Source organism: Janthinobacterium sp. CG3 (assembly GCF_000344615.1).
Classification (GTDB): Bacteria; Pseudomonadota; Gammaproteobacteria; order Burkholderiales; family Burkholderiaceae_D; genus Janthinobacterium.
In genome coordinates, this window is record NZ_KB467825.1 from 482,608 (window position 1) to 495,310 (window position 12,703).

Here is a 12,703-nt window from a genome sequence, read left to right on the forward strand (position 1 = left end):
ATCACCATATTGCGACAACCGTCGCACACCTGTCAACTGTAATATTTTCGCGATTTGTTGACGCTGTCTTGACTGCAAAGCGACAAACGTCGCACAATGGTGGCAATAGTCGCAAACGGAGCGTCCCGACATGGCCATACCCTCGATATCTGAACTGACTGTGCTGAAGTCACTGTGGAAGCGGCAACCGCTCAGCGCCCGCGAAATCCACGACCAGGTTGAAGGCGAACTTGGCTGGTCGTACTCGTCGACCCGCAAAACGCTCGAGCGCATGCTGGCCAAGCGATCGGTGCGCCAATCCACGCTACATGGCGTGCAAGTGTATGAAGCGGCGCTTGAAAAGGTCGACACCCTGGCGGCGTTTGCGCACGACTTCGGCAAGCGCGTAATGGAGATCGACACGCCTTTGTCGGCCACGATGTTCACCGGCAGCCGGCTCGTCGACGAGGACGAACTGGCGCAGCTGGAGCAATTACTGCTCGACTGGCCGGAAGAGCGCGGCGAACCGGCATGAGCGCGTTCGACCTGTGGCTGTTGCGCTTTCTGCTGGCCAGTTGCGGTTGCGTGGTCGCCGGACTGGGCGTGTGGGCGCTGACGGCGCTTTGCCGCCGCTGCGTGGCCGAATTCTCCCTGCAGCGCTCGATGTGGCTGCTGAGCCAAATCACGGTGGTGGCGACCTTTCTGGTGATCTTGCTGCCGCACAGTGAACGACTGCGGGTGATACCGCCGATCGACCTGGCCGACGAGACGGCGGCGCGCCTTGTCGCGGCAGGCGGGACGACGGCGCGGGCGGCCGCCAGCACCGCTGTCAGCGCGCCGGTCGCCGGGTCCATCGAGCGCCCCTGGCTTGCCTATGGCGCCCAAGCCTGGCTGCTGGTGTATCTGCTCGGCCTTGGCTATGCGGGCGCCAGGCTGCTGCACGCCCGGCGAATATTAAACGGCTTGTGCGCCGCCGGATGCCGCGTGGACGCGCTGAACCAGCATGACGGCTTCGCCGCGACGCTGGCGCGCGCGCCCGCCGTTATCGAAGTCGACGCGCCGATTTCGCCGATGCTGTTCGGCCTCTTCCGACCCCGCTTGCTGTTGCCGCGCCACCTGCGCGGCTTCGACGTGCTACAGCAGCAAATGATCGTCGAGCACGAACTCACGCATCTGCGGCGGCGCGACCTGCACTGGATGAGCGCCGGCGTCTTGCTCCAGACACTGCTGTGGTTCAATCCCTTTATGCGGCTGCTACGCGCCAAGCTGTCGTGGGCGCAGGAACTCGGTTGCGACCGCGACGTGCTGCGCGGCCGTCCGCAGGCGCAGCGCAAGGCGTATGCGGCGGCGCTGGTGGCGCAGCTCAGAATGCAGCGCGGCCCGACGCCGGCGGCGCTGGCTTTCGGCGGCGTCGGCGCCAGCACCCTGGCGCAGCGAATCGCCTTGATCCGCCAGCCCGGCACCGCGTCGCGGCGTCCGTGGGGGCGCTGCGCGGCGCTCGCCGGCCTGGCCGGCATTGTCGGCGCCACCCTGGCCTTCCAGCCGGCGCTGGCGTGGCGTATCGACCCGGTCGCCGCCGCCGGCCCGGCGCTGGACAAAGCGCTGTGGCCGTTCACCCCCGCGACGCCGCAGGGCACGATCAGCTGCACCGAACTGGTTGACGCCGCCAGCGGCGAGCGGCTGGTCCACGAAGGCCAGTGCGAGCAGCGCGTCACCCCGGCGTCGACGTTCAATATCCCCGTTAGCCTGATGGGCTACGACAGCGGCATCCTGCGCGACGAGCACACGCCGAAGTTGCCGTACCGCGCAGGCTATGTCAACTGGAACCCGTCATGGCGCGCCGCGACCGACCCGACCAGCTGGCTCAAAAATTCGGTCTTGTGGTACGCCCAGCAAGTCACGTTGCAACTTGGCGCGGCGCGCTTCCAGCGCTACGTCAAGGACTTCCACTATGGCAACCACGATGTCGCCGGCGACGCCGGCAAGGACAACGGCCTGACCCTGTCATGGGTCAGTTCCAGCCTCAAAATATCGCCGGTCGAACAGGTGGCTTTCCTGAGGAACGTGGTGAACCGCGAGCTGCCGCTGACGGCGAAAGCCTACGACATGACGTTGCGCATCATGCAGTCCGATACCCTGGCAAATGGCTGGGAAGTCCACGGCAAAACCGGCACCGCGTCGCCGGTCCTGCCCGACGGCAGGGACGACGAGGCGCACCAATACGGCTGGTTTGTCGGCTGGGCCAAAAAGGACGGACGCACGATTGTCTTCGCCCGGCTGGCGCAGGACCCACAGCGGCAAACCGGCGCGGCCGGGCCGCGCGCCAAGGCGGCGTTCCTGCGCGACCTGCCGGCGCGCCTGGACGCGCTTTAAGCGGCGCTGGTGGCGCGCACCACCAGCTCGGTGGCGAGCTGGCGCGATTCGCCGGCGGCGCCGTCGACCAGCGCCAGCAGCGCCGCCACCAGCGCCCGCCCGGCCGCGCGGATGGGCTGGCGCACGGTGCTCAGCGGCGGGTGGAAGTAGCTCGACAATTCGATGTCGTCGTAGCCGACCACGGCGACGTCCTCGGGAATGCGCAGGCCGTGCTGGCGCAGCGCGTTGATCGCCGCCATGGCCAGCAAGTCGCTGCAGGCGAACACCGCGTCGAACGGCGCGCCGCGGCGCAGCAGTTCGGCCACCGCCTCGCCGCCGCCCTGCGGCAGGAACGACGCCGGCACCTGCAACCGCGGGTCGGCCTCGATGCCGGCCGCCGCCAGCGCCTCGCAATAGCCGCGGTGGCGCTGCGCCACCTCGGGCAACAGCGCGTCGCCGAAAAAGGCGATGCGGCGGCGCCCGCGCGCCACCAGGTGGTCGGTCGCCAGCCGGCCGCCGGCGACGTTGTCGCTGCCGATGGTGCAGTACAACTGCCGCGGCAGTTGCGCGCCCCAGACGACGATCGGCACCCGCCGCGCCGCCAGCTGGTTGAGCTGCTCGTGGTGGCGCCATTGGCCGATCAGGATGATGCCGATGACCCGGCCGCTGTCGAACGGCTGCGCCGCCGTGTCCAGCGTTTCGGCGTCGACCCGCGACAGCAGCATGTCGAAGCCCTGCTCGGTGAGGGCGTCGGCCAGGCTGCCCAGCATGCTCAGGAAGAAGGGGTCGGACAGGTGCTGCCGGGTCTGCGAGTCGTACGGCACCACCACGCCGACGGTGCGGTTCTGCTTCATGCGCAGGTTTTGCGCGCCGATGTTGATTGAATAGTTGAGCGAGCGCGCCAGTTCGAGGATGCGGGTGCGGGTCTCGTCGTTGACCAGCGTGCTGCCGCTGAGCGCGCGCGACACGGTCGACGTCGACACGCCGGCCAGGCGCGCGATGTCGGCCATCTGCAGGCGCTGCCGCGCCTTGTCGTTGGGGGTCTGGTTCATGCGTGCTTCCCGATGCAAAACGCCGCCTCGGATGGGCGGCGCGGCGTTTCCACGACGTCGTGTTGAGGCACAGGCCGGCGCCGCGCTTATTGCGGCACGGTGTCCTTGAAGGAGGCGCGTTCGGCCAGCTTGTCGTACAGCTTGGCCAGGTTCGGGTGGGCGCCGCGCCAATCGATTTCCGGGAAACGGAAGCTGAGCCAGCCCAGCGCGCAGCCGACGGCGACGTCGGCCAGCGAGTAGTGGATGCCGGCGCAGTAGACGCCCTCGCCGAGGCGCAGCGACAGCGCCGCCAGGCCCTGGTGCACCTTGCCCATCTGGCGCTCAACCCAGGCCTCGCTTTGCAGCTCGGGCGGGCGCTGGGTGCGCTCCAGGCGCGCCAGCACGCCGGCGTCGAGCACGCCGTCGGCCAGCGCCTCCCAGCACTTGATGTCGGCGCGCGAGCGGCTGTTGCCGAGCGGCGGCAACAGCTTGCACACCGGCGTGAGCGTGTCGAGGTATTCGACGATGACGCGCGAGTCGATCATCGCGCTGCCGTCTTCCATGATCAGGCAGGGCACCTTGCCGAGCGGATTGGACTGCTGGATCTTGGTCTCCGGGACCCAGACGTTTTCCAGCTCGAACACGCAGTCGAGCTTTTTCTCCGCCAACACGATACGGACTTTGCGGACATAAGGGCTGGCGAGGGAACCGATCAGTTTCATAGATGCTTAAAGTAGGAGATTGAATAAGAGTATAGCATCGGCACCGGCGCCCCGGCGCGGGATAGGGACGCAGACGGACGCAGACGGGCGGGGCGGTCTCTTCCTGAGCCGATGCGGGTTTGCGCCCCTTTCCAATGGTAAAATCCTGCTTTGCAGGCCCGCCGCGCCGCCCGCCCCGCCAGCATCGGGCCCGGCCCGGCCGTCCACACGACCACCTTTTACCTAACTTGCGTCCGCTCCCATGACCTCTACTACTCCCTACTCCACGCTGTCTGCCCTGTCGCCGCTGGATGGCCGTTACGCCAGCAAGACCGACCAGCTGCGCCCCATCCTGTCCGAAGCGGGTTTCATGCACCACCGCGTGAAAGTGGAGATTTCGTGGCTGCAGGCGCTGTCGCAGGCCGGTTTCGCCGAAATCAAGCCGTTTTCGGCCGAAGCCACTGCGCTGCTCGACAACATGGCGGCCGACTTCAGCGAAGCCGACGCGGCCCGCATCAAGGCCATCGAAGCGGTCACCAACCACGACGTCAAGGCGGTCGAGTACTGGCTCAAGGAGCAGGTCCAGGACGTGCCGGAACTGGTCGCGGCCTCCGAGTTCATCCACTTCGCCTGCACCTCGGAAGACATCAACAACACCTCGCACGGCATGATGTTGAAAGCCTCGCGCGACGGCGTCATGCTGCCGGCGCTGCAAGCCCTGGTGGCGCGCCTGACCGAACTGGCGCACGCCAACGCCGACGTCGCGCTGCTGGCGCGCACCCACGGCCAGGCCGCCAGCCCGACCACGCTGGGCAAGGAAATGGCCAACGTCGTCGCCCGCCTGCAACGCGCCGTCAAGCGCATCGCCGAGGTGGAAATCCTGGGCAAGATGAACGGCGCGGTCGGCAACTACAACGCCCACCTGTCGGCCTACCCCGACTTCGACTGGCCGGCGTTTTCGAAGGAAGTGATCGAGCAGCGCCTCGGCCTGAGCTTCAACCCGTACACCATCCAGATCGAGCCGCACGACTACATGGCCGAACTGTTCGACGCCTTCGCCCGCGCCAACACCATCCTGCTCGACTTGAACCGCGACATCTGGAGCTACGTCTCGCTGGGCTACTTCAAGCAAAAAACCAAGGCCGGAGAAATTGGCTCGTCGACCATGCCGCACAAGGTCAACCCGATCGACTTCGAAAACTCCGAAGGCAACCTGGGCCTGGCCAACGCCGTGCTCAAGCACCTGTCCGAGAAGCTGCCGGTGTCGCGCATGCAGCGCGACCTGACCGATTCGACCGTGCTGCGCAACATCGGCGTCGGCCTGGGTTATACCTTGCTGGCGTACGACAGCTGCCTGCGCGGCCTGAACAAGCTGGAAGTGAACCACGCGCGCATGCAGCAAGACCTCGACGCGACCTGGGAAGTGCTGGCCGAGCCGGTGCAAACGGTGATGCGCCGCTACGGCATCGCCAACCCGTACGAGCAGTTGAAGGAACTGACGCGCGGCAAAGGCATCTCGAAGGACGCGCTGCAAGAGTTCGTCAACGGCCTGGCCATTCCGCAGGAAGCCAAAGACCTGCTGCTGGCGATGACGCCGTCGAACTACATCGGCATCGCCGCGCAACTGGCGCGCGCGATTTAATCCGTTCTCGCGCGGTTTGCGTGGGTCGGGTTAGCCCATCGGGCGTAACCCGACAATGTTGGCTTGGAGCGGCGCGGCTCGCTTCGGCCTACATCGTCGGATGACGCGTTCGCCTCGGCGGCCCCCGCATCCGGCCCACGACGCGCTAACTGAACGCCGTTCCGAGTCCCGCAGTAGTTTCCCAGCAACAAGCGCAGATTGCTTTTCTTTGGTAGTATTAGTTCTAATACGTACTATATTCCAGAAAGCCGCCAATGCAACGCTACACCCACACCGCCATGCTCCTGCATTGGCTGATCGCCCTGCTGATCATCGCCGCCTTCGGCCTGGGCCTGATCATGACGGACATGCCCGGCATCACCCCGACCAAACTCAAATACTTCTCCTGGCATAAATGGCTGGGCGTAACCGTGCTCGGCCTGGCCGCCCTGCGCCTGTTGTGGCGCCGCGCCAACGTGCCGCCGCCGCACCCCGCCAGCATGGCCGTGTGGCAGAAAAAAGCCGCCGACGGCATGCACGTGGCGCTCTACATCCTGATGTTCGCGGTGCCGCTGTCCGGCTACTTCTACACCCTGGCGGCCGGCTTCCCGGTGGTCTACCTGGGCCTGGTCGAGCTGCCGGTGCTGATCGCCCCGAATCCGGAGCTTAAGCCCATCTTAAAAGAAGTTCACTATATTTTGACCATGACCATGGCGGCCGCGGTACTGGCCCACGCGTTGGCGGCCTTGAAGCACCATTTCATCGACCGGGATGGCGTGTTGAAGCGCATGCTGCCATAACACTCACTAACAGGAACCCCATGAAAATTACCCAACGCCTCCTCCTCGCCTCCCTGCTCGGCCTGTCCCTGGCCGCCGGCGCCGCCACGCTGCTGAAAACCGACCCGGCCAAAAGCGGCGTCTCGGCCGTGTTCAAGCAGATGAACGTGCCGGTCGAAGCGAAGTTCAAGAAATTCAACATCGCCATCGACTACAACCCGGCCACGCCGGACGCGGCCAAGGCAACGGTCGACATCGACACCGCCAGCCTCGACTTGGGCGAAGCGGACATGAACAAGGAAGTGGCCAAGAAGGAGTGGTTCAATTCTGCCCAGTTCCCCAAGGCCAGCTTCGTCTCGAGCGGCATCAAACCGGCCGGCGCGGGCAAGCTGAACGTCACCGGCAAGCTGAGCATCAAGGGCAAGACGGCCGACGTCACCTTCCCGCTGACGGTCAAAACCGAAGCCGGCAAGCAAGTGTTTGAAGGCGCATTGCCGATCAAGCGCCTCGCCTTCAACATCGGCGAAGGCGAATGGAAAGACACCGGCATGGTTGCCGACGAAGTGACCATCAAGTTCCACGTTACCGCAGCACCTTGATTATCTAACCGCCCCCCCCACAAAGGACCCGCATGAAACTTCAGCACTTGGTCGTAGCACTGCTGGCCGCCGGCGCCACCTCGGCCTTCGCCGCCGACACCTACAACATCGATCCGACCCACACCTACCCGAGCTTCGAGGCCGACCACATGGGCCTGTCGGTCTGGCGCGGCAAGTTCGGCAAGACCAAGGGCACGGTCACGCTGGACCGCGCCGCCAAGAACGGTGGCGCGCTCGACATCACCATCGACGCCGCCTCGATCGATTTCGGCTTCGACAAAATGACCAGCCACGCCAAATCGCCCGACATGTTCAACGTTGAGAAATACCCCGACGTCAGCTACAAGAGCACCGCGCTCAAGTTTAACGGCGACAAGCTGGTGTCGGTCGACGGCGAGCTGACCATGCTGGGCGTGACCAAGCCGGTGACGCTGAGCGTCAACAAGTTCCGCTGCATCATGCATCCGCGCCTGAAGCGCGAAGTGTGCGGCGCCGACGCCTCGGCCGAGTTCAAGCGTACCGACTTCGGCCTGAACTACGGAACGCCGGCATTCGCGCCGGAAGTCAAGCTGGCGATCCAGGTCGAGGCCATCAAGGCCGACTAAAACCGCGTTACAGCCGGTTTTTGCAGCCCCTTTTTCCGCCGAAGCGGTGGAAAAAGGGGCTGTTTGCGTTATAAGATAGCCGCGCCGGAACCCGTTCTGCGCTATATCAATGCTAAGGTTCGTCAAATGTTCGATGCCGCACTGACGCGACGCCCGGCCATCCCTAGAATTTGCTCACCGGCGGGCCTTCTGCCGGTTGAACCCATCAATCGCCCGGGAGGAACAGTATGAACTTCATCATTTGGATTGTAATTGGCGGCATTCTCGGCTGGCTGGCCAGCATGATTATGAAAACCGATGCCCAACAAGGCATATTTCTCAACATCGTGGTCGGCATCGTCGGCGCATTCCTGGGCGGCTGGTTGTTGTCGCCGCTGTTCGGCGCCGGCACCATTAACGCCGACGACTTCAGCCTGGTGTCCTTGTTCGTGTCGCTGCTGGGCGCCATCGTCCTGCTGGCGATCGTCAATCTGTTCAAGCGCGGCAAGGTACGCTAGTCTCAGCCGGACGGAGTCGGCCTGCCTGGAAAAACAGGCGAGGCCAATGCCGGGGTCGGATCCTAGGGTCCGGCCCCGTGTTTTTTGTACGTTTTTTTTCGCTCTTTTTTTATTGACTATTGCGAGAACGGCAAGGATACTCTAGGTCGCCCGCTGATCACACCACTGGGCGCAACCCTCTTATCCGCCCCTCATATTCATAAGATAAAAACTCGAATGAAAAAGACACTCATTACGCTTGCCATCCTGAGCAACGCCGCCTATGCCGACGAAGGCATGTGGATGCCGCAACAGCTGCCACAAGTAGCCAAGCAATTGAAAGCCGCCGGCCTGAAGCTGGACCCGGCCGCGCTGACCAAATTGACCGAATTCCCGATGGGCGCAATCGTCAGCCTGGGCGGCTGCTCGGCCTCGTTCGTCTCGCCGCAAGGCCTGGTCGCCACCAACCACCACTGCGTCTACGACAGCGTGGCGCACAATTCGACCAAGGACAACGACTTGCTGGCCAACGGTTTCCTGGCCAAGACGCTTGCCGACGAAGTGCCGGCGCGCCCGGGCAGCCGGATTTTCGTTACCAAGGACGTCAGCAACGTCAGCGACAAGGTCATTACCGCCGACGTCGCCAAACTGACCGGCAAGCAGCGCAGCGACGCCATTGAAAAGCACCAGAAGAGCATTGTCGCCGAGTGTGAAAAAGACGAGGGCCACCGCTGCACCGTGTCGGCCTACTACGGCGGCCTGGAGTTCTACCTGATCAAGCAATTGGAAATTCGCGACGTGCGCCTGGTGCACGCGCCACCGGCCGGCGTGGGCAAGTTCGGCGGCGACACCGACAACTGGATGTGGCCGCGCCACACCGGCGACTACGGCTTCTACCGCGCCTACGTCAGCAAGGACGGCAAGGCCGCCGACTTCAGCAAGGACAACGTGCCCTACCTGCCGAAGCTGTCGCTGAAGCTGGCCAAGGAAGGCGTCAAGGAAGGCGACTTTGTGATGGCGCTGGGCTATCCGGGCCGCACCAACCGCCACCGCCTGCCGTCGGAAGTGGCGTACACCTTCGACTGGGCCTACCCGGCCTTCGTCAAGACGTCCGGCGAAAACCTGGCGATCATCGCGCGCGAAACCAAGGACAACGCCGACAGCGCGCTGAAGTACGCGGCCCAGGTCGCCAACATCAACAATTACTACAAGAACCGCCAGGGCATGCTCGATTCCTACGCCGGCAGCGACTTCCTGGCGCGCAAGACCAAGGAACACGAGGAGCTGAAAGCCTGGGTCAACGCCACGCCGGCGCGCAAGAAGGAATTCGCCGCCGACATCGAGCGGATCGAGAAGCTGATCGCCGAGCGCGACGCCGACAACAAGCGCGACTTCGTGCTCAACTACGCGCAGCCGAAACTGCTCGGCACGGCGCGCATGATGTACCGCCTGGCCAATGAATCGACCAAGCCGGACGCCGAACGCAAAGCCGGCTACCAGGTGCGCGATTTGCCGCGCCTGAAAGCCAGCGTCGCCGCCGTCGAGCGCAGCTACGACGAAAAAGTCGACAAGGCCCTGGTCATGCACAGCCTGGGCAAATACGCGGCGCTGCCCGCCGGCCAGCGCCGCGCCCACTTCGACGCCGCCATCGGCGTCAAGGACGGCATGACGCCGGCCGAACTGAGCGCCGCCGTCGACGCCTTGTACGCCGGCAGCAAGCTGGACGACAAGGAAGAGCGCGCGGCATGGCTGGAACGCAAGCCGGAAGACTTCAAGGCCAGCAAGGACCGCTTCATCCAGGCCGCCGTGGCGATGTACGACGCGAGCCTGAAACTGGAAGCGGAAGACGAAGAGCTGGGCGGCAACATCCAGCAAGCCTACGCCAACTACATGAAAGCGAAAATCGCCTACATGAAGAGCAAGGGCCAAGCCGTCTACCCCGACGCCAACAGCACGCTGCGCGTGACGTTCGGGCGTATCGCCGCGCGCGAACGCGGCGCCGACGGCACCAGCTGGAACGCCTTCACCACCGTCAACGGCATCACCGCGAAAGCCACCGGCACCGGCGAGTTCAACGCCCCGGCGGCGCAATTGGCGGCGATCAAGGCCAAGGACTTCGGCAAGTACACCGACGCCAAGCTGAAAACCGTGCCGGTCGACTACCTGGCGACGCTGGACATTACCGGCGGCAACTCCGGTTCGGCCGCGCTGAACGCCAAGGGCGAGTTCATCGGCCTGGCCTTCGACGGCACGCTCGATTCGATCATCTCGGATTGGGACTACAACAAGGTCAACACCCGCTCGATCCAGGTCGACCTGCGCTACATGTTGTGGAACATGAAGCACATCGACAAGGCCGATAATTTGCTCAAGGAAATGGGCGCCGAGTAATTCGGTTCGCTTAGGCGGTATCGTCGTTGACTGCATTCAAACCAAGGGCCTAACCCTGGGGTCGGACCTGAAGGTCCGACCTTTTCGCCTTGGCGCCGGCTCGTTGACTTTGCTTGCTGTTCAGCGTTGCCGGCCCGCTAACTGGGCGGCACTCCCCCTCCCTGTACGCCGGCGCGGCCCAGGCGAATGCCATGTCGACGGCCAGCAGCGCCAGCACCAGCAATACCACCAACAAGATCCTGCCAAACAAGTCCACGATCTGGGCTTTTTTCATTGCGTCCCCCCTGTATTTTCGCCACAAGCCAGTCATAGCACGGGCCGCCCGCCGGACCCATGAAGCGCGTCAAGGTCGATGCTACAATTGCCTCCTCGACGGCCCCTTATCCAGCGCGCCGTCCTAGCACTCTCACCCCAGACAGCTATGCACGCAGACATCCGCACGACCTACGAACTCGGTAACAAGAACCAGACCACGACCTGGCTGGAATGCATCAATTTTTACAAGGAGCTGGCGACCCGCTTTCCGCAGGTGCTGCGCTTCGAACAGATCGGCGTGTCCGACTCGGGCGTGCCGATCCACGCCGGCGTGGTCAGCGCCGACGGCGTGTTCCAGCGCGAGCAGATCAAGCGCGAAGGCCGCCCTGTTTTTTTCAACAACAACGGCATCCACCCGGGCGAGCCGGAGGGCGTCGACGCCTGCATGGCGCTGGTGCGCGACCTGTGCGTCGAGCCGGCGCGCCTGGCCGCGCTGGGCCGCACGGTGCTGCTGTTTATCCCGATCTACAACGTCGACGGCTGCCTGAACCGCGCCGACACCTCGCGCGTGAACCAGGACGGCCCGGAGCAGTTCGGCTTCCGCGGCAACAGCCGCCACCTCGACCTGAACCGCGACTTTGTCAAGTGCGACAGCCTGAACGCGAAGGTGTTCAACCAGCTCATCGCCAGCTGGGACCCGGACGTGATGGTCGACACCCACACCTCCAACGGCGCCGACTACCCGTACACGATGACCTTGATCCACACCCAGGCCGACAAGCTGGGCGGCGCGCTGGGCGATTTCCTGCGCCACACCATGCTGCCGCACATCTTTAGCCAGATGGAGCGCAGCGGCTGGCCGACCTGCCCCTACGTCAACCCGGTCAAGGACAGCCCGGACCATGGCATCGCCGAATTCCTGGAAACGCCGCGCTTTTCGACCGGCTTCGCGGCGCTGCACCATGTGATCGGCTTCATGCCGGAAACCCACATGCTGAAGCCCTTCGCCGACCGCTACGCGTCGATGCGCGCGCTGGTCGAGGTGACGCTGGCCTTCACGGTGGCGCACGGCGCGCAGATCGGCCGCCTGCGCGGCGACGCGCGCGCGCAGGCGGCGCAACGCAGCGACTGGCCGGTCAGCTGGAAAATGGACGAGGGCAATCCCTCGACCTTCCTGTTCAAGGGCTACGCCGCCAAGTACGCGCCCAGCGTGCTGGGCAACTACACCCGCCTGTCCTACGACCGCAGCGAACCGTGGGAACGGCCGATCGCCTACTACAACAACTTCGTCGCCGACGTCGTGGTGCGCGCGCCCAGCGCCTACGTGGTGCCGCAGGCCTGGCGCCAGGTGATCGAACGGCTGCAATGGAACGGCGTCGAGATGAGCCGCATAGAGGCGGCCACGACGGTGGAGGCGCGGTACTACCACATCCAATCGGTCACGTCGCGCGCGCAAGCCTACGAAGGCCACATGTTCCACGACGATATGCTGCTGGAAACCCGCCACGCCAGCGTGCAACTGCGCCCGGGCGACTACTACATTCCGCTGCGCCAGCCGAACGCCCGCTACGCCGTTGAAACGCTGGAGCCGCAAGCCCACGACAGCTTCTTCCGCTGGGGCTTCTTCAACAGCGTGCTGGAGAAAAAGGAAGCGTTTTCCGACTACGTGTTCGAGGACTTGGCGGCCGAGTTGCTGCGCGACGAGCCGGCGCTGGCGGCCAGCTTCGCCCAGTGGAAAGCCGACCACCCGGAACTGCTGGCCGACCAGGACAAGGTGCTGCATTTCATCTTCGAGCATTGCCAGCGCTTCGCCGAGCCGGAATGGCGCCGCTACCCGGTGTTGTCCATCGTCTGACAGGCCGGCCACCACGCGCCAGCCGCGGCCGACCGGCCGCGGCGCGTCTTTTCCCGGCC

The 12,703-nt window shown here is 64.5% G+C and carries 12 protein-coding genes and 1 pseudogene; 10 read left to right on the forward strand and 3 right to left on the reverse strand.

Annotation, left to right across the window (positions count from 1 at the left end; translation table 11 throughout):
• Nucleotides 1-130 precede the first annotated feature (130 nt).
• The 3 genes and pseudogenes from JANGC3_RS0126770 to blaOXA all read left to right on the forward strand — a co-directional run bounded on the left by JANGC3_RS0126770 (nucleotide 131) and on the right by blaOXA (nucleotide 2,352).
• Entirely contained in the window at nucleotides 131-514 is a 384-nt protein-coding gene (locus JANGC3_RS0126770) for a BlaI/MecI/CopY family transcriptional regulator (RefSeq protein ID WP_026133569.1), read from the forward strand.
• A pseudogene (locus JANGC3_RS34380) lies at nucleotides 511-1,416 on the forward strand (M56 family metallopeptidase); the annotation flags it as partial. The gene JANGC3_RS0126770 and the pseudogene JANGC3_RS34380, both read left to right, overlap by 4 nt.
• 153 nt (nucleotides 1,417-1,569) lie before the next feature.
• Complete coding sequence (blaOXA, locus tag JANGC3_RS34385; RefSeq protein WP_442789077.1) at nucleotides 1,570-2,352, forward strand: class D beta-lactamase; 783 nt, start codon at nucleotides 1,570-1,572, stop codon at nucleotides 2,350-2,352.
• On the opposite strand, the gene JANGC3_RS0126780 is transcribed toward blaOXA, so the two are convergent.
• The gene (locus JANGC3_RS0126780) at nucleotides 2,349-3,383 is read right to left on the reverse strand and encodes a LacI family DNA-binding transcriptional regulator (RefSeq protein WP_017879577.1); all 1,035 of its coding nucleotides are present in this window, start codon (nucleotides 3,381-3,383) and stop codon (nucleotides 2,349-2,351) included. The two genes, blaOXA and JANGC3_RS0126780, sit on opposite strands and share 4 nt — an antisense overlap.
• Before the next feature lie 86 nt (nucleotides 3,384-3,469).
• Nucleotides 3,470-4,084: a glutathione S-transferase N-terminal domain-containing protein gene (locus JANGC3_RS0126785; RefSeq protein ID WP_017879578.1), complete on the reverse strand. Its 615-nt coding sequence runs from the start codon at nucleotides 4,082-4,084 to the stop codon at nucleotides 3,470-3,472.
• Between the two features lie 241 nt (nucleotides 4,085-4,325).
• Between JANGC3_RS0126785 and purB the strand changes: the two genes are divergently transcribed.
• The 6 genes from purB to JANGC3_RS0126815 all read left to right on the forward strand — a co-directional run bounded on the left by purB (nucleotide 4,326) and on the right by JANGC3_RS0126815 (nucleotide 10,534).
• Nucleotides 4,326-5,705 carry an adenylosuccinate lyase gene (gene purB, locus JANGC3_RS0126790; RefSeq protein ID WP_017879579.1) on the forward strand — a complete coding sequence of 460 codons (1,380 nt, stop codon included), beginning with the start codon at nucleotides 4,326-4,328 and terminating at the stop codon, nucleotides 5,703-5,705.
• A gap of 254 nt (nucleotides 5,706-5,959) precedes the next feature.
• Nucleotides 5,960-6,484 (forward strand): cytochrome b, encoded by a 525-nt coding sequence (locus JANGC3_RS0126795; protein ID WP_017879580.1) that lies wholly within the window; start codon nucleotides 5,960-5,962, stop codon nucleotides 6,482-6,484.
• Between the two features lie 20 nt (nucleotides 6,485-6,504).
• On the forward strand, nucleotides 6,505-7,062 hold the full coding sequence (locus JANGC3_RS0126800; protein WP_017879581.1) for a YceI family protein: 558 nt from the start codon (nucleotides 6,505-6,507) through the stop codon (nucleotides 7,060-7,062).
• 32 nt (nucleotides 7,063-7,094) lie between these two features.
• Nucleotides 7,095-7,667 carry a YceI family protein gene (locus tag JANGC3_RS0126805; RefSeq protein ID WP_017879582.1) on the forward strand — a complete coding sequence of 191 codons (573 nt, stop codon included), beginning with the start codon at nucleotides 7,095-7,097 and terminating at the stop codon, nucleotides 7,665-7,667.
• 227 nt (nucleotides 7,668-7,894) lie between these two features.
• On the forward strand, nucleotides 7,895-8,164 hold the full coding sequence (locus tag JANGC3_RS0126810) for a GlsB/YeaQ/YmgE family stress response membrane protein (protein WP_017879583.1): 270 nt from the start codon (nucleotides 7,895-7,897) through the stop codon (nucleotides 8,162-8,164).
• A gap of 216 nt (nucleotides 8,165-8,380) precedes the next feature.
• Nucleotides 8,381-10,534, forward strand: coding sequence for a S46 family peptidase (locus JANGC3_RS0126815; RefSeq protein WP_017879584.1), 2,154 nt, complete (start codon nucleotides 8,381-8,383; stop codon nucleotides 10,532-10,534).
• A 49-nt stretch (nucleotides 10,535-10,583) separates the two neighbouring features.
• On the opposite strand, the gene JANGC3_RS0126820 is transcribed toward JANGC3_RS0126815, so the two are convergent.
• A complete protein-coding gene (locus tag JANGC3_RS0126820) occupies nucleotides 10,584-10,808 on the reverse strand; it encodes a hypothetical protein (protein ID WP_017879585.1) in 225 nt (74 codons plus the stop codon).
• A gap of 147 nt (nucleotides 10,809-10,955) precedes the next feature.
• Here JANGC3_RS0126820 and JANGC3_RS0126825 point away from each other — a divergent pair, with 147 nt between their 5' ends.
• Nucleotides 10,956-12,644, forward strand: coding sequence for a M14 family zinc carboxypeptidase (locus JANGC3_RS0126825; protein WP_017879586.1), 1,689 nt, complete (start codon nucleotides 10,956-10,958; stop codon nucleotides 12,642-12,644).
• The last annotated feature ends 59 nt before the right edge of the window (nucleotides 12,645-12,703 follow it).